Below are 15,496 nucleotides of genomic sequence, written 5' to 3'. Positions count from 1 at the left end.
TATATCCACCTGTCCGGCCCGGCCCCCGTGGGGACCGGTGGTGTCCACAGGTCGGCTGTGTTGTCCGAGCGACCTGGAAGCCCCTGTCCGACGTCTTACTTGTCGGACTCCGAGTACTTATCGACGAGATCCGCGTAACGGTCGATCAGGTCGTCGTGAGAATCCGCGTAGGTATCGTCCGGAACAGGTCCGGGAGATCCCTCATCCTCAGCGACACCCAGCTCCGACCGCAGCCGATCAAGATCGGTCCCACCGGTGCTGTACTTGAGCTTCCGGGCGACCTTCTGCTGCTTGGCCTTGGCTCGGCCGCGCCCCATTGGCTCGACCCCCTCAACGATGGAGTTCCGACAGAACGCCGGATCACTTAACCAACCCGACTATCGGGCTGACGGCCGTCAAACGCCACTGACGACAGGCGTCAGCTTACGTACACGTACAACCGTACCTGGTCGGGCCCCGCCGTGCCTACGCCACCCGGGTGTGACGGATGTGGTGCGCGGCCCGGGCCCCACCCGATTCCCCTTCGGTCAGCGCCGTGGGAACCCCTTCCAGAGCGGGGAACGGGGGCTTCGGGCGTGGCGAGCGCCACATGCCGGGATGTGTGTCACGATGCGTTCCGTGCTGCCCTACACCGCCTATCTCCGCGTCTATCAGCCGATCGAGTCCTTCGGACCGAGCGAGCGGGATCACTGGGAGGGGTACGCCGCCTCGCCCGACCGCCCCCGTCGCGCGCAGGCCCTGGCGGCCGAACAGGCGGAGAGCCTGGGCAGGCTGACGGTCACCCCGCCGGTGGTGGCACCCACCGTGGAGAGCGCGAACGCCTATCTCCGGCGGGTGGACGGAAGGCTGTACGTGTGCCCGTGGGAGACCCGGCTGCGCTCGTGGCGGGCGTTCACCGAGTTCACCGAGGAGACGGCGCCGGCGTTGAGCGAGGCCTTCGTGCCGGAGCGGGAGGCCGAACGCGTCGAGGCGGACTATCGGGAGTGGCGGGCCTCGGGCGCGCGGATCCGTCCGGGGATCCTGTCGAGCAACTGGGTGATACCGGTGCCGTGGTTCGTGCCGTTCTCGGACGGGGAACGCCGCCTGGTGCCCTCCGCGGGGCCGACCCGGGCCCTGGTGTACCTGACGCGGAGCGCGACGGGCCTGGAGCGTCTGGAGCGCACGGTGGCGGTGCTGAGCGAGCGCGTCGGGCGGCACGCGGTCTCGGCTTCGACGGACCGGCTCATCGACTGGCTGCGGACGGTGGGCCATCCGAAGTCCCTACTGGAGCTGGACTACGGCGGCCTGCCGCACCTGATCGACGACGAGCGGCTGGCACAGGACCGCTCGGTGGCCGAGGTGGCGGAGGCGGTGCGGGCGTTGGAGAAGGGCGACGCGGTGCGGGTGAGGGAACTGCGGGATCGACTGCTTCGCCGGTGGAGGTCGATCCGCGCCCTGGAGCACGCCAACTGAGGGTGATGGAATGCCCACTTTTTCGTGGACATCCGCCCCCATTCCGTCGTGAAATTCGCGCGAGGGCACACCGACGACGCGCCGTTCGCCAACCTGGTACACCAGGTTTCTTCCTCCACGAGCCGGTTGTTTTCGCACGTGACAACGGTGCGAGCCCGGACGTCGTCCGCGCACGACATCAAGCGTGGTGAAACTGGGCATAACGCCCGTTAGGGATCGACGTAGACTGTAGTCGCCCGATCACTGAAAGCACGCTCGACCATCGGAGAACCCCTACCGCGCGGGCGATCCCGCGCGACCCGACCACCCGAGGGAAGTGCGTGGAGGGGAAGCCCACCTCTCCGTCCCCCACCCCTCCACCTCGGGGCCCACCGGAGGCGCGACCCCTCCGCCGGAAGCCCGAAGGCGGTTTTCGGTCAGGTCGCCTTAGCACTTCGTGCTCTCCGGATCGAGAAAAACGAGGCCCGAGAACGAAGTTTTGACCGAATACGCCACATGCCACTAAACGTGTCGCTAGAATCACTTAGCGTGACGCGACTACGGGCGGCTTTCCGAGGCCTCCCACACGCAAAGTTGCTAGTAGTGGTCGCACAATCACCTCGGGTGATGCCAATATGGACCTAGAGGAAATATTGGACATCCGGGCGCAGCGCCAGGATCACAGGCTCAAGGATCGGCACACAGATCCAGGAGGAGAGGCCGTACACATGTCAACTCGCACGCCCGAGGCGGAGCCCCTGTTGACCCCCGCCGAGGTTGCCACCATGTTCCGCGTGGACCCCAAGACCGTGACACGCTGGGCCAAGGCGGGCAAGCTGACCTCGATCCGCACCTTGGGCGGACACCGTCGCTACCGTGAGACGGAGGTCCGTGCCCTGCTGGCCGGCATCCCCAGCCAGCGTACGGAGTGATCTCCCCGGTCTGAGCCGCTTCCGGGGGGAACGGCCGGACGGGCTCCGGCCGCCGATACAGGCTGACAAGACCCGAGGGCGGGCCTTCCACGGAGAAGGCCCGCCCCTTCCGCGTTCCACGCGCCGTGCCGCTCTCCGCGTCCCGGGGGGTGCCGGGCGACCGAGGTGCGCGCCGGGACACCGGCCCGCCCGTGTCCCGGGGCACACCGGCTCCGACCTGCGAGTGGGACATTCGTACCGGACAGGACCGTACATCTCCCTCTGCCCGGGGGCCTACGGCCGTCCGTAGCGTTCGGGGCATGCACACGACGCACGCGGCGCCCCCGGCCGTGACACTGAGCGGGGTCGTCAAGGAGTTCGGCGCGGTACGCGCCGTGGACGGGGTGGACCTCGCCATCGGCGCGGGTGAGCGGGTGGCCCTGCTCGGCCGCAACGGCGCCGGCAAGTCGACCGTCGTCGACATGCTCCTCGGGCTGAACACCCCGACGTCCGGGACCGTCAGCCTGTTCGGCGGTTCCCCCCGCGAGGCGGTCGACGACGGCCGGGTCGGAGCGATGCTCCAGGACATCCGGCCGATCCCCCGGGTCACCGTCCGCGAACTGGTCGGGTTCGTCGCCCGTACCCACCGCCACCCGACGCCGGTCGCCGAGGCCCTCGCCCTGGCCGGGCTGACCGAGGTCGCTCGCCGCCGCGCCGACCGGCTCTCCGGCGGCCAGACCCAGCGGGTGTGCTTCGCCCTCGCCCTGGTCGGCGCCCCCGGGCTACTGGTCCTGGACGAGCCCACCGCCGCCTTGGACGTGGCCGCCCGCCGCGCCTTCTGGGAGACGATGCGCGTCCTCACCGACCGCGGCACCACCGTGCTCTTCTCCACGCACCACCTGGAGGAGGCCGACCTCAACGCCGACCGGGTCGTCGTCATCGATCGGGGCCGGATCGTCGCCGACGACACCGGGGAGCGGATCCGCCGCTCGTTCGGCACCGGGCTCGTGTCCTTCACCCGGCCCGCCGGGACGGACCTCCCGGAAGGGCTGGGGACCCTGCCCGGGGTCGTGTCCGTGGAGGACCTCGGCGGTCGCGTCCGGCTGCGCACCACCGACTCCGACGAGACCGTGCACGCCCTGGCCGGGCTCACCCGGGTGCGCGACCTGGAGGTCGCCACCGCCGGGCTGGAGGAGGCCTTCATCGGCATCACCTCCGACACCGGCACCGTTCCCGCCTCCCGGAAGGCCGACCACCGATGATCCGCACCGTCACCCTCCTGTCCGCCTACGTCGGTCTGGAGATCCGCCGCACCTACCGTGATCCCGGCTTCGTGGTCTTCGGACTCGGCACCCCCGTGCTGATGTACGTGCTGTTCACGAGCATCGGCCGGGGATCCCAGCCGGTCGACGCCGGGTGGGCGCTGACGTCCATGGTGGGCCTGGCCGCCTACGGCGCGCTCGGCGCCGGGCTGTCGGCCGGCAGCGCCGTCGCCGAGGACAAGTCCACGGGGTGGCTGCGCCTGCTGCGGCTGCTGCCCCTGCGCCCGGGTCTGATCGTGGCCGGGCGGGCGGTCACCGGTTCGCTCATGGTGCTGCCCGCCGTCCTGTTGGTCCTGCTCACCGGGATGCTCCTCAACGGGATCCGGCTGGAGCCCTGGCAGTGGGCCGCCCTGGCCCTGCTGCTCTGGGCGGGTTCGCTGCCGTTCGTCCTGCTGGGCATCGCCAACGGGTACCGGCTGTCCCCCTCCGCCGCCGGGACGACCAACGTCGTGGTGAACCTGGTGCTGGCGCTGTTCGGCGGCCTGTGGTTCCCGATCTCGGAGTTCCCGACCGTGTTGGCGGCCATCGCGGCCTGGTCCCCGGGGCACCTGTTCGGTTCTCTGGGGTGGGACACCGTGGCCGGGGGCGCGCCCGCTCCCGGTACCGTGGCGGGGTCGCTCGGATGGACCCTGCTCTTCGGGGCGTACGCGGTGCACTCGTTCCTGCGACCGGCGACGAAGGGGTAGGACGCCATGGATCGGCCGAGGGACGGGGGCTGCGGCCTCGGGGACGTGCCGGATCCCCTCTCGCACCCCGGGCCCACGGGACGCACCGCGTTCCTGCCCGGTCTGCTGCTGACCGCGGGCGCCGTCACCGACCTGTTCGGCGGTGCCCCGTGGCCGTGGCTCGGCGGTACCGGGCTGCTGCTGTTCGCGACCCTGTACGCCGGCGTGGTCACCCGGGACCCCACCCGGCCGCGGCGGGCCGACCGGGGGGTCTCCATCGTGCTCGTCGTCCTCACCGCGCTGGCCGTCGTGCTGTCCCTGGCCTACGGCGGGACCTGGGTGTTCCTGTTCATGATGGCGGCGCTCGCCTGCGGGACCGCCCTGCCCACGGTGCCGTTGGTGGGGGCGCTGATCGTCCTGGGCGGGTCGGCGGGGGTGATCTCCGGGCACCGGAGCGACGAACTGTGGCTGCCGATGGTCTCCGGGTACGGGACCTTCATCTCCGGGATCATGGTGGCCGCGCTGCTCGGCCTCGGGGAGACCGTGCGCGAGCTGAGCCGCACCCGGGAGGAACTCGCCCTGGCGGCGGTCGACCGGGAACGGCTGCGGTTCTCCCGGGACCTGCACGACCTGCTCGGACACAGCATGTCGGTGATCGTGGTCAAGGCCGAGGCGGTGCGGCGGCTGGCCCCGCGCGACGCCGCGGCGGCTGCCGCGCAGGCCGCCGACATCGAGGAGGTGGGACGGCGGTCCCTGACCGAGATCCGGGAGGCCGTGTCGGGGTACCGGGAGAGCGGGCTGAGCCACGAACTGGACCGGGCCCGCTCGGCGCTGGCGGGCGCGGGCATGACGGTGACGGTGCGGCGTTCGGGGCCTCCGCCTCCGACGGAGGCCGAGGCGGTGCTCGGATGGGTGGTGCGCGAGGCCGTGACGAACGCGATCCGGCACAGCGGCGCCTCGAACGTGGAACTGGTCGTGGCGCACGAGGACGGGAACGCGCGTGTCACCGTGACCGACGACGGGTGCGGACGGTCCCCCGGCCCGGAGGGCGGGCACGGTCTGACCGGCCTGGGCGAGCGGCTGGCCCTGGCGGGCGGGCGGCTGGAGAGCGGGAACGCGCCCGGGGGCGGGTTCCGGGTGTCGGCGGAGCTGCCGACCGGTCCGGGAGCGGGCGGCCCCGCCGCCGGGGAAGGCGCGGGGGACGGGGCCGGGACCGTGCTCTAGGGTGTCCCGCATGACCGATGCCGTCGGCCCCTCCCCCGCCTCCCCGATCCGGGTCCTCCTGGCCGAGGACCAGGGGATGATGCGCGACGCCATGGCCCTCCTCCTGGGGCTGGAGGAGGACCTGGAGGTCGTGGCTCTGGTCGCGGACGGCGAGGCGATCGTTCCGGCCGCCGTGGAGCACCGGGTCGACGTCGCCGTCCTGGACATCGAGCTGCCCGGTCGCAGCGGCCTGGAGGCCGCCGCGGATCTGCGGAAGCGGTCGCCGTCCTGTCGGGTCCTCATCGTCACCACGTTCGGTCGCCCCGGGTACCTGCGCCGGGCGATGGAGGCGGGCGCGGCCGGGTTCCTGAGCAAGGACGGGCCCGTGGAGGAACTGGCGGCGGCGATCCGCAGGGTGGCCGCGGGCGGGTCGGTCATCGATCCGGTGCTGGCCGCCGCCGCGCTGGGTTCGCAGCCCGATCCGCTGACGGCCCGGGAACGCCAGGTGTTGACGGCGGCGATGGACGGCTCGACGGTGGCGGACCTCTCGGCTCGGCTGCACCTGTCGGAGAGCACCGTCCGCAACTACCTGTCGTCGGCCATCGGCAAGACGGGCACCCGCAACCGCACGGAGGCGGCGCGGGTCGCCTACGAGAAGGGGTGGCTCTGACCCGGGGAGGGCGGCGTCCCGCGGCCCGGCGTCAGTCCTCGATCCGGTCGTCCATGGCCGTGGTGCGCGTGCGGGCGAGGAAGGTGGCGGCGGATCCGCCGCCGATCGCCACCACGGCCGCGGTGACCAGGGCGGCCAGGGAGCTGCCGGTCATCGCCAGGTCGCCGTTGGCGCGCTCCTGCGCCTGCGGGGAGGAGCCCGACCGGTCGTCCGGGCTCGCGGAGGCGCCGGCGGCGTAGGTGGAGCCCAGCGCCCAGGAGTCGGCGAAGTCGACCGCGAATCCGTTGCCGTCGTCGGAGTCGCCGACCCGCACCGACACGGTGAGCCGGGAGCGGGTGCCCTGCCCCCGCCAGTCCGGGTCCTGGTCGTCGAAGGTCTCCTGGGTACGGAGGAACCGGACCGCCACGGGGACCTCCTCGACCACATCGCCCTCCTCGTCCAGCACCACCAGGACGTCCTCGACGACGTAACCGTCGCCGGCGTCCTCCAGCGGTTCCAGGGGGACACCGAAGGCGGTGAGGGGACCGTGCTCGAAGGTGGTGCCGGTCCGGCCGTCGAACCCGGCGGAGGCCGTGGTCACGATGTCGGAGACGGAGATCTCCAGGGTGTTGTCGGCGGAGACCCGGCGCGTGTCGGAGTCGTCGAGCGCGACGACCTCGCCCCCGTCCGGGCTCGGGGAGGGGTCGGGGCTCTCCGACTCCTCACCGAGGAGCGTGTCGTCGCCCTCGGCGGGTGGTCGCTGGGGGCGGGGGCCGTCCTCTCCCTCGGGCGTGGGCACGTCCTGGTAGGGGGCCTCCCCGTCACCGGGAGTCGGGGTCTCCACCGGGGAGGAGGGGGCCAGGTCGAGATCGGCGGGCACGTCGATCATCCCGAGGGCGACCAGGTCGATCACGGTGAGACGGAGGACCGCGGACTCGACGACGGCGGTGGATCGAGCGCCGTCGCCGTCGATGACGGTGTGGCTGGAGCCCTCGATGTCGATGTAGGGGGCGAGCGGGCCGAACACGTCGGTGGTGTCGCCCCGCTCCTCGTTCTCCCCCCCGAAACCGACCGCCGTCGAGTAGCCGGCGACGGCGTCGCCGTTGGCGGCCCAGGCCTGGGCGTTGCCCCACACGAGCGGGTCCACGGCGACGACCGACGTCGCGGCGGCGGGCGCGGACACGGTCAGAGCGAACACCGCCGCGAGCGCGACGAGTGCGGTACCGCCGAAGAGACGGCGTCCTGTCGTTCCGGCGGGGGTCACCACGGCACTCCTGTTGGCTCTGGGGGATGTCCGGCCCTGCGGCCGGCCCGCGACCGGAGCCCGAGGTGAGAGGTCACGGGGGATCGCGTCGGTCTGCGGAGGACCGATGCGCGACACACGGGGCGGCGGGGACGACGGCCTTTCCGCCCCGGGGGAGGGGCCGCGCGGGGGTGGGGACGCGTGGCACGCCCTCACCGCGAGCCTAACCGCTCGATCACGAAACGGAAACCGTCTCGCGACGCGTGATCGCTCACCGTGAGGTTTCGGACACCGGATCAACGGGCCGGGGAGCGCCCGGGTTCCGCCCCTCGAAACGGTCAGGAGGATCTGGTCGGATCACGGGTGTCCGAAAACGCGAACAGCCCCGGGGAGGGGATCCCCGGGGCCGGACGTGTCATCGATTCATCGACCGCACGCGGCCGACGACCCGACGGTCATCGTCGACTAGTTGTCGCCGTTCTCCTCGGCCGGAGCCTCGGTGGCGGTCTTCTTGCGACGGGCCAGGTAGGCGGCGGCGCCACCACCGGCGGCGATCGCGGCACCGGCGGCGATCAGGCCACCGATCGGGCTACCGGTCGTGGCCAGGGCCTCGGAGGGCTTGGCGGCCGGCTCCTTCTCGGCGGGCTTCTCGGCGGGCTTCTCCGGGCGCGGCTTCTCCTCGCCGTCGCCGTCGCCACCGCCGTTGTCGCCGTCCTCGTCGATCGTCAGGATGCCGGCACCGGTCTCGGCGACGGTGATCCAGTCGACCAGCTCGTCGTCGACGATCATGTTGTAGTCGAGGACGGTGTAGGCGTCGTCCCAGACGTAGCCCTCGAACTCGGTGGGCTCCTCCCACTGGATGACCTCGGGGGTCAGCGAGAAGTCGGTGCCCTCGGGGACGGTGATGTAGTTGACGCTGCCCTCGTTGACCTGACGGTCGACCGAGCCGTCCCACTTCTGGGTGGTGGTGACGGAGACGCCGCTGATGGTCGCCTCGACCAGGACCTCGTCGGAGCCGTCCACCAGGTCGCTGTTGGTCTCGTCCAGCACGAGCGGGGCGAGCGCCTCGTCGGCCTCCTCGGCCTCGGGGGTGGCGCTCGGGGACTCGGAGGGCTCCGGGGAGGGAACGGTCTCGTCGTCCTCGTCGGCCGGCGGCGTGGTGGGAGCGGGCTCGTCGGTGTCGCCCTCGCCGGAGGTGTCGTCACCCTCCTGCTCTTCGGGGGCCTGGTCCTCGGAGGGGCTCGGCTCCTCGGTGGGCTCCTCGGTCTCCTCGTCCTTCTCCTCGTCGTCCTCCTCGTCCTCGATTTCGAGGTCGCCCTCGACGTCGGCGACGGTGATCTGGATGCGGATCGAGGAGACCTGGACCGTGGAGCTGACACCGGAGGCGTTCACCGTGGAGGAGGTGGTGCCCTCCAGGGAGACCCAGCCGTAGTCGACGGAGAAGGAGTCCGCGGAGGTACCGTCCTGGGTCTCGACGAAGCCGGCACCGCCCAGGGAGGCGGCGTAGCCCCAGCCGTACTGCTCCACATCGGCGGCGGCCGGAAGGGCCGTGGCGATGCTCAGCGCACCGAGGGCGGCGAAAGCGGCACCGCCCTGAATGACGCGACGCGCGGCGATCTTGGAAGTGGTCTTCAAATCAATCCTCTAGGGGATCCCGACCCGTGCTCAGCGGATCGACCTGGTCCAGTGCAATGCTCTCGGGCGTGTGCTGCCACGGCGGCGGGGGACTGGACGCCAGGGTGCGGATGGGGATGACGAAAGGCGTGGAAAAGCGCCTTCCACCTGGGAGAACAGCGGTCGCGACCTGGACGGAGGGGCCTGCGGAACCGTGCGGGAGAGTTCCCGTTTCCTCGTCAATCACCCTACAACAGAGGAAAGCCCGAAAACATCCGAAATTGGATAACAAGCAGATTACAGGGGAAACTCGGCTACACTGAGCAGTGGGTCACATTCGTTCTCAAAAATTTTTCTGTATCGTGTAAACCAACCCATTGCTCAAGCGTCTTAATAAGAAGCCCTCCACCCGGATTAGGGGTGATCCGCCCGGTTCGCCCGGTAGGTTGAGGGCATGCCCGTCTCCGCACCGCCAGGGCCCCGGAGCCGCGCCACCCGCGCCCTGTACTCCGCCTCCCTCGTCGTACTCTTCGCCGCCGGCTGCTCGTCGGCCCCCGGAGCCGCGCCCGGCGCCGACCCCACCGCCGCGCTCCCGCTGCCCGCTCCCGAGGACGGCTCCTCCGACGGCGGACCCACGGGCACGGACGCACCCGACGGATCCGGCGGGGACTCCCCCATGGGCGACGGCCCGCTCCACGACCGGATCGTCGTCATCGACCCCGGCCACAACGGCGGCAACGCCTCCGCGGCCACCGAGATCAACCGCCTCGTCCCGGCCGGACCCCGGGAGAAGGCCTGCGACACCGTGGGCGCCGAGACCGACTCCGGTTACGCCGAGCACCTCTTCAACTGGGAACTCTCCCTCCTGGTCAAGGAACGGCTGGAGGCCGACGGCGCCACCGTGGTCCTCACCCGGGAGGACGACGAGGGCGTCGGCCCCTGCATCGACGAGCGCGCCGAGATCGGCAACGAGGTCCGGGCCGACGCCGCCCTGTCCATCCACGCCGACGGCGGCCCCGCGTCCGGCCGCGGTTTCCACGTGATCGTGCCGGGTGAGGTCGAGGGCTTCACCGAGGACATCGTGGCCCCCTCCCTCCTGCTCGCCGAGGACCTGCGCCGCGAGTACCGCGAGGGCTCCGACGTCCCCTACGCCGACTACCTGGCCGAGGACGGCCTGGATGAGCGCACCGACCTGGGCGGTCTCAACATGTCCACCGTGCCGAAGGTGTTCCTGGAGGCCGGGAACATGCGCAACGCGGAGGACGCCGCCCTGCTGGAGGACCCCGAATGGCGGGAGCGGGCGGCCTCCGCGATCGCCCGCGGGCTGGCCATGTACCTCATGCGCGATTGACGCCTCACCCCGCGTCCGCTGTCGGCCACGAAACCCCTCCGCTATGGCGTGCGCCACGCCCCGTCGGCATAATGCGGGCATGAACTCCCCCCTGGCGGTCCCGGACTTCGACACCGTGCCGCGCGGACACCACCGCGGTCGGGTCACCGGCCCGCCGCACCGTGCGATCACGACGCCGACCGCCGACACGGGGACCCGACCGCACCCGGACATCCCGGCGGGAACCCGGCCGATCGGCTCGACCGAGCCCGCCTCCACGGAGTTCGACGTGGTCCCGCCCGGATTCGACCGTCGCCGGGTCCACGAGGCGATCACCGACCTCGCGACGCACATCGCGCGGGCGAAGGCACGAGTCGGGCGAGGATGACCACCCTGAGAACCTCGTGAACTGCACAATGGAAACCATGCCTCTGACACCGGCGGACATCCGCGACAAGAAGTTCCACACGGTGCGCCTACGCCCGGGATACAACGAGGAGGACGTCGACGCGCTGCTCGACCGGATCGAGACGACGCTCATCGCCCTGGAGGGCGGCCCGCGCAAGGGTCCGCTCATCACGGCCGACGAAGTGCGCAACGCGCGCTTCCGGACCACCCGGCTGAGCCCGGGGTACCGCGAGGACGAGGTGGACGACTTCCTCGACGTCGTGGTGGCCGATCTGGCCGGACGCGGTCTGGGCCGGTCGGGGGCGATGACCCCGCCACTGCCACCGCGCCCGACGGCGACGCACGACCCTCGACCCCGGGACCACCCCCGCCAGGAGCCGGCGGGGGGCGGCCGGTCGACGGGGGCGGCACCGCAGTCCCGGCTGACGCCCGAGCGCGTACGGGAGCAGCAGTTCGCGACCACGCGGCTGACCACGGGTTACAACGAGCAGGAGGTCGACGACTTCCTGGACCGGGCCGAGTTCACACTGGAGGTGCTCCAGCAGGGACGGCCCGACCGGGCGACGCTGACCTCGGCGGACGTGGAGCGGGTCCAGTTCTCGACCACGCGGGCCCGGCCGGGATACGACCCGGCCCAGGTGGACCGGTTCCTGGACGCGCTCGCCGACGAACTGCGCAGGTACGAGCAGCGCTGAATCGAACGTCCGAAGGAGGCGCGGTCGGCCGGGAGGAACCGGGAGAACGTCGACACGATCGGTTGTTGACACGCCGTCACGGTCCAAGCCCAACCTTGGGGAAGCGGAAAGTAATATTTGGACACAGGGAGTAACCGACCCTGATCTTTCCTGATCCGCGTCCGGAGGGGAGGCCGCCCATGTCCTGTCCCATGCCCGTTCCAGGTCGTTCCCATGGTTGCTCGGTGCACGGGGTGAGCGGCTGCGGCTACGTTCCGGAGAACCGGTACCCGTCCGCCCCGTACTGTCGTTCCGTCCGGCCGGACGGTCGCGGACCCTACGAACTGGGCGAGGGCGAGGAGATCGTCCCGGCGCCTGCCCATCCGTGGGAGGCGCCCCTGCTGCTCGTGTGCGTCGTCGTGAACCTGGTGGTCCTGGCCTCGGCCGGGCACCTGGTGGGTCTGCTGACCGGGACCTGGCGGGGGACGGTCCTGGTGGTGGTGCTCGTCCCGGCCGTGTACTGGGCGGTGCGGGGGTTGCGCCACGCCCGCCACCGGGCCGAGTCGGTGAAGGTCTCGCCCACGCAGTTCCCCGAGGCCCACCGGATCATCGTGACGCTGTCGACGGCGATGGGCGTGCGCGTCCCCGAGGCGTACGTGCGGGTCGACGGTGGCCCGGCCGACGCTGGCGCGCACGGGCTGCGCCGCTACCTGGTGTTGTCGGGGGAGCTGTTCGACGACGACGGGCGGGTGGGGGATCCCGACGCGTTGGCGTTCGCGGTGGCCCACCAACTGGGGCACGTGGTGGCCGGGCACACGGGGTTCTGGCGCAGGGTCGCGGTACTGGGCGCGGACCTGGTCCCGCTGCTGGGCGCGGCGTTGGCGCGCTGTTCGGAGTACACGGCGGACAACCACGCCTACGCGCACTTCCCGGAGGGGGCGCACACCGTGCGGGCGCACGCGGGCGGGGCCCGGCTGTACCCCCGGGTCAACATGGGCGAGATGGCCGACCGGGCGCGCACGGACCGGGGATGCTCGCTGCTGCTCTACCACCTGTTGTCGCGACGCCCGAGCAACGTGCGCCGCATGGCCGCGTTGCGCGACCGGGGCCGCCGGGGCCGGATCTTCCTCTGAGGGACCGTCGGGGCCGCCCCCGGCCGGTCGCGACGCCCGGACCCGGCGAAGGTGGATCAGCGGACGTAGAAGGGTTCGGCGCGGGACTCTCGGGCGTAGCCGATGCGGTCGATGATCCGCGGCGACATGTCCGGGAGGGCGTCGGGCGCGAACCAGCGGACTTCGAGGGTCTCGTCGCCGCTCGCGTCGGGGGCGCCGCCCACCGGGCGGCAGCGGAACGCCAGGTCCAGGAACTGGACGCGGTCGCCGTTGGGATAGACGTAGGGGTCCTGGCCGAGCACGCTGACCAGCCGTTCGACCTCGACGATCAGGCCGGTCTCCTCGCGCGCCTCGCGCACGACCGCCACCGCGGGCTGCTCCCCCGGTTCGAGGATGCCGCCGGGAGTGGCCCAGCGGCCGTCGTCGGCCCGCCGGTGCAGCAGCACGTTGTCGTCGGCGTCCAACACGACGGCGGTCACCCCCACCAGGGGGACCAGGGCGGGGCCGATCTGGCGGCGCAGCTCGCGCAGGAACTCGGGAACGGGCATGCCCCGAGGCTAGCGGCCCCCGGAACCGGTGTCCCTCGCCGCGCGCAAGGCCGCGTACTCGTCGGCGAGGATCGACATGAGGATCGCGTCGTGCCACTCCCCGTCCCACCGCAGGGCCTGGCGCCACACGCCCTCGCGGACGAACCCCGACTTCTCGTAGGAGCGCCGTGCCCGGGCATTGAAGTCGAACACCTCCAGGGCGACCCGGTGCAGGCCCGCCACCGTGAAGGCGTACTCCAGGACCAGGTCGGTGGCGGCGGTGCCGTAGCCCTTGCCGGTGACGTCGGTGCCGCTGAGCGCGATCCGGTAGCCGACGGACGCGTTGTCGGGGTCAAGGTCGATGAGCGCGCATTCGCCGACGGTGGTGCCCCGAGCGCGTTCCACGACCACCCAGTCGGCGCGGTCGTGGTGGTCGGGGCGAGTACGGGCCCACTCCGCCGGTTCCTCCTCGGTGAACTCGCGGTGGGTACCGGTGAGGCGACGCACCTCGGGGTCCATGTCCAGTGCGGCGGCGATGAACGGGGCTCCGGTCTCGGCGTCGAGCGGGCGGAGTTCGACCGCCTCGCCGGTGAGGACGGGCTGGTCGCGGAAGACGTCTGCGGGGATCACGCACGCGATCCCACCATCGATCCCGGATGCCCGGCGAACGGTTTTCGGTCCGCCCGGTACGATCCGGACACGGCAGCGGTCCGTTGACGAGGGAGGCCCCGTGTCGATCGGTTCGGGAACGGTGGGTCTGCGCACGGTCCGCGAGGCCAATCTGGGCGTCGTGCTGCGCACCGTCCGGGAGTCGGCGCCGTGTTCGCGGGCGGCGGTGGCGGCGGCCACCGGTCTGAACAAGACGACCGTCTCCAGCCTGGTCGCCGACCTGATGGCGCGCGGCCTGATCCGGGAGACCGGGGAGACCGCGCAGAACGGGGTGGGCCGTCCCGGGGTGCTGCTGGCCTTGGACGACTCCTCGGTGGCGGCGCTGGGCCTGGAGGTCAACGTCGACTACCTGTCGGTGGTGGCGGTCGACCTGGTGCAGCGGGAGCTGACGAGTCGGCACATGCCGTTCGACGCCCGAGCGGCGGGGCCGGACGAGAGCGCGCGGCACATCGTCGCGGCGCTGCGCGAGGTGATGGCCGATCCCTCGGTGCGGGGACGGACCGTGGTCGGTGCCGGGATCGCGGTGCCGGGCCTGGTGGACGCGCCCACCGGGACCGTGCGCCGGGCCCCGAACCTGGGCTGGTCGGACTTCCCCCTGGGTGCGCGGACGGACGTGCTCGGTTTCCCGGTGCGGGTGGACAACGACGCCAACCTGGGGGCGATCGCCGAGTACCGGGTGGGATCCTTCGCCGGTACGCCCGATCTGGTCTACGTCACCGGTGAGGTCGGCATCGGCGCGGGGGTGCTCACCGGTGGTTCCCTGCTGCGCGGGGCCGGCGGGTTCGCCGGGGAGCTGGGGCACCTGACGCTGGGGCCGGACGGGCCGGAGTGCTCGTGCGGGCGGCGCGGGTGTCTGGAGGCGTCGGCGGGCATCGGCGCGATCCTGCGCGACGCGGTGCCCGATCTGGCTCCGGAGCGTCCGCTGCCCGGCGCCGACGTGGCGGCGCTGGTGGACGCGACGGTGGGTCGGGCCGCGGCCGGGAACGGGACGGCGGTGTCCGCGTTGGAGCGGGCCGGCACCCGGTTGGGGCAGGGCCTGGCGGCACTGGTCAACCTGGTCGACCCGGGGCTGGTGCTCCTGGGCGGGTACTTCGTGCCCATGGGGCCGTGGTTGTTGCCGTCGTGCCGGACCGCGCTGGCGTCGGGGGTGTTCGCGCCGAACACGGGCGGGTGCCGGGTGGAGCCGTCGTCGCTGGGGTTGAGCGCGGCGGCGCGGGGCGGGGCCGCCGGGGTCATCCACGCCCTGGACTCGGGTGCGCTGCCGCTGCCCGAGGCGGTGGACGCCGGCTGACCGGTCCGGGCCGCGGGGGAATCGGCGCCTTCCGGCGCGGGGGCGGGTGCGTTAGCGTGTGCCGCGGCGGTGGGACCGTAGCGCAGAGGTCGTCGCGCCCGGTCTCCAGAACCGGGAGGACGCCGGTTCGAATCCGGCCGGCCCCTCCGTCCCCTCCTCCCTCCGTCCCCGCTACGCTCGTCGCGTGGCGGGGGCGTAGCGCAGAGGTCGTCGCGCCTACACGGCATGGAGGAGGACGTCGGTTCGAATCCGACCGCCCCCGCCGCCCCGGCCCCCTCCCACCCCGCACATGCGAGAACGCCCCGGAACCGGGGCGACACCGACGCGTCGTCGGCGGGTATCGCTAGACTCCCTGCTCGGCAGGGCCGTAGCGCAGAGGTCGTCGCGCCGGACAGCGAGTTGGAGGACGTCGGTTCGAATCCGACCGGTCCTGCCCCCTACTCTTCT

Annotated in this window: 16 protein-coding genes, 2 tRNA genes and 1 pseudogene; 14 read left to right on the top strand and 5 right to left on the bottom strand. The window is 72.0% G+C overall.

Features of this window, described 5'->3' with window-relative positions; genetic code table 11:
• Positions 1-95: 95 nt before the first annotated feature.
• Positions 96-317, bottom strand: a complete 222-nt coding sequence (locus RM479_RS07160) for a DUF3073 domain-containing protein (protein WP_274812496.1) — start codon at positions 315-317, stop codon at positions 96-98.
• Positions 318-618: 301 nt separating this feature from the next.
• On the opposite strand from RM479_RS07160, the gene RM479_RS07155 reads away from it, so the two are divergent.
• The 6 genes from RM479_RS07155 to RM479_RS07130 all read left to right on the top strand — a co-directional run bounded on the left by RM479_RS07155 (position 619) and on the right by RM479_RS07130 (position 6,202).
• Positions 619-1,452, top strand: a complete 834-nt coding sequence (locus RM479_RS07155; RefSeq protein WP_311510919.1) for a hypothetical protein — start codon at positions 619-621, stop codon at positions 1,450-1,452.
• 707 nt (positions 1,453-2,159) lie between these two features.
• A complete protein-coding gene (gene bldC, locus RM479_RS07150) occupies positions 2,160-2,363 on the top strand; it encodes a developmental transcriptional regulator BldC (protein WP_013155387.1) in 204 nt (67 codons plus the stop codon).
• A 299-nt stretch (positions 2,364-2,662) separates the two neighbouring features.
• A complete protein-coding gene (locus RM479_RS07145) occupies positions 2,663-3,604 on the top strand; it encodes an ABC transporter ATP-binding protein (protein ID WP_311510915.1) in 942 nt (313 codons plus the stop codon).
• Positions 3,601-4,350, top strand: coding sequence for an ABC transporter permease (locus RM479_RS07140; RefSeq protein ID WP_311510914.1), 750 nt, complete (start codon positions 3,601-3,603; stop codon positions 4,348-4,350). Before RM479_RS07145 ends, RM479_RS07140 begins: the two co-directional genes overlap by 4 nt.
• A 6-nt stretch (positions 4,351-4,356) precedes the next feature.
• Positions 4,357-5,553 (top strand): sensor histidine kinase, encoded by a 1,197-nt coding sequence (locus RM479_RS07135; RefSeq protein ID WP_311510913.1) that lies wholly within the window; start codon positions 4,357-4,359, stop codon positions 5,551-5,553.
• 10 nt (positions 5,554-5,563) lie between these two features.
• The gene (locus RM479_RS07130) at positions 5,564-6,202 is read left to right on the top strand and encodes a response regulator transcription factor (protein WP_311510912.1); all 639 of its coding nucleotides are present in this window, start codon (positions 5,564-5,566) and stop codon (positions 6,200-6,202) included.
• Positions 6,203-6,233: 31 nt separating this feature from the next.
• Here the strand turns inward: RM479_RS07130 and RM479_RS07125 are convergent, their stop codons facing one another.
• Together RM479_RS07125 and RM479_RS07120 are read right to left on the bottom strand one after the other, a co-directional pair.
• Positions 6,234-7,445 carry a hypothetical protein gene (locus tag RM479_RS07125; protein ID WP_311510911.1) on the bottom strand — a complete coding sequence of 404 codons (1,212 nt, stop codon included), beginning with the start codon at positions 7,443-7,445 and terminating at the stop codon, positions 6,234-6,236.
• Between the two features lie 444 nt (positions 7,446-7,889).
• Entirely contained in the window at positions 7,890-9,059 is a 1,170-nt protein-coding gene (locus RM479_RS07120; protein WP_311510910.1) for a hypothetical protein, read from the bottom strand.
• Positions 9,060-9,492: 433 nt separating this feature from the next.
• On the opposite strand from RM479_RS07120, the gene RM479_RS07115 reads away from it, so the two are divergent.
• From RM479_RS07115 to RM479_RS07100, 4 genes are all read left to right on the top strand, one after another.
• A complete protein-coding gene (locus RM479_RS07115) occupies positions 9,493-10,389 on the top strand; it encodes an N-acetylmuramoyl-L-alanine amidase (RefSeq protein ID WP_311510909.1) in 897 nt (298 codons plus the stop codon).
• Between the two features lie 79 nt (positions 10,390-10,468).
• The gene (locus RM479_RS07110) at positions 10,469-10,756 is read left to right on the top strand and encodes a hypothetical protein (RefSeq protein WP_311510908.1); all 288 of its coding nucleotides are present in this window, start codon (positions 10,469-10,471) and stop codon (positions 10,754-10,756) included.
• A gap of 28 nt (positions 10,757-10,784) precedes the next feature.
• Positions 10,785-11,471 (top strand): DivIVA domain-containing protein, encoded by a 687-nt coding sequence (locus RM479_RS07105; RefSeq protein WP_311510907.1) that lies wholly within the window; start codon positions 10,785-10,787, stop codon positions 11,469-11,471.
• 179 nt (positions 11,472-11,650) lie between these two features.
• A complete protein-coding gene (locus tag RM479_RS07100; protein ID WP_397221540.1) occupies positions 11,651-12,583 on the top strand; it encodes a M48 family metallopeptidase in 933 nt (310 codons plus the stop codon).
• 56 nt (positions 12,584-12,639) lie between these two features.
• Here RM479_RS07100 and RM479_RS07095 read toward each other — a convergent pair whose 3' ends face one another.
• Together RM479_RS07095 and RM479_RS07090 are read right to left on the bottom strand one after the other, a co-directional pair.
• Positions 12,640-13,110, bottom strand: a complete 471-nt coding sequence (locus RM479_RS07095; RefSeq protein ID WP_311510905.1) for an NUDIX hydrolase — start codon at positions 13,108-13,110, stop codon at positions 12,640-12,642.
• 9 nt (positions 13,111-13,119) lie between these two features.
• Complete coding sequence (locus RM479_RS07090) at positions 13,120-13,719, bottom strand: GNAT family N-acetyltransferase (protein ID WP_311510904.1); 600 nt, start codon at positions 13,717-13,719, stop codon at positions 13,120-13,122.
• A 100-nt stretch (positions 13,720-13,819) separates the two neighbouring features.
• Here RM479_RS07090 and RM479_RS07085 point away from each other — a divergent pair, with 100 nt between their 5' ends.
• From RM479_RS07085 to RM479_RS07070, 4 genes and pseudogenes are all read left to right on the top strand, one after another.
• Positions 13,820-15,049: an ROK family transcriptional regulator gene (locus RM479_RS07085; RefSeq protein WP_311510903.1), complete on the top strand. Its 1,230-nt coding sequence runs from the start codon at positions 13,820-13,822 to the stop codon at positions 15,047-15,049.
• A 71-nt stretch (positions 15,050-15,120) separates the two neighbouring features.
• Positions 15,121-15,195: transfer RNA gene (locus tag RM479_RS07080), tRNA-Trp, on the top strand.
• Between the two features lie 43 nt (positions 15,196-15,238).
• Positions 15,239-15,311: transfer RNA gene (locus RM479_RS07075), tRNA-Ala, on the top strand.
• Positions 15,312-15,410: 99 nt separating this feature from the next.
• Positions 15,411-15,482, top strand: a pseudogene (locus tag RM479_RS07070).
• Positions 15,483-15,496: the final 14 nt, after the last annotated feature.

This window comes from Nocardiopsis lambiniae (assembly GCF_031845465.1).
Lineage (GTDB): Bacteria > Actinomycetota > Actinomycetes > Streptosporangiales > Streptosporangiaceae > Nocardiopsis > Nocardiopsis lambiniae.
Note: the sequence above shows the minus strand (reverse complement) of the source record. Positions and strands in the feature narration are given on the sequence as shown.

Excerpts from the sequence above, each read along its gene's own strand:
- RM479_RS07160 (WP_274812496.1), bottom strand. The coding sequence starts at position 317 with ATGGGGCGCGGCCGAGCCAAGGCCAAGCAGCAGAAGGTCGCCCGGAAG.
- bldC (WP_013155387.1), top strand. The coding sequence starts at position 2,160 with ATGTCAACTCGCACGCCCGAGGCGGAGCCCCTGTTGACCCCCGCCGAG.
- RM479_RS07145 (WP_311510915.1), top strand. The coding sequence starts at position 2,663 with ATGCACACGACGCACGCGGCGCCCCCGGCCGTGACACTGAGCGGGGTC.
- RM479_RS07140 (WP_311510914.1), top strand. The coding sequence starts at position 3,601 with ATGATCCGCACCGTCACCCTCCTGTCCGCCTACGTCGGTCTGGAGATC.
- RM479_RS07135 (WP_311510913.1), top strand. The coding sequence starts at position 4,357 with ATGGATCGGCCGAGGGACGGGGGCTGCGGCCTCGGGGACGTGCCGGAT.
- RM479_RS07130 (WP_311510912.1), top strand. The coding sequence starts at position 5,564 with ATGACCGATGCCGTCGGCCCCTCCCCCGCCTCCCCGATCCGGGTCCTC.
- RM479_RS07115 (WP_311510909.1), top strand. The coding sequence starts at position 9,493 with ATGCCCGTCTCCGCACCGCCAGGGCCCCGGAGCCGCGCCACCCGCGCC.
- RM479_RS07110 (WP_311510908.1), top strand. The coding sequence starts at position 10,469 with ATGAACTCCCCCCTGGCGGTCCCGGACTTCGACACCGTGCCGCGCGGA.
- RM479_RS07105 (WP_311510907.1), top strand. The coding sequence starts at position 10,785 with ATGGAAACCATGCCTCTGACACCGGCGGACATCCGCGACAAGAAGTTC.
- RM479_RS07100 (WP_397221540.1), top strand. The coding sequence starts at position 11,651 with ATGTCCTGTCCCATGCCCGTTCCAGGTCGTTCCCATGGTTGCTCGGTG.
- RM479_RS07095 (WP_311510905.1), bottom strand. The coding sequence starts at position 13,110 with ATGCCCGTTCCCGAGTTCCTGCGCGAGCTGCGCCGCCAGATCGGCCCC.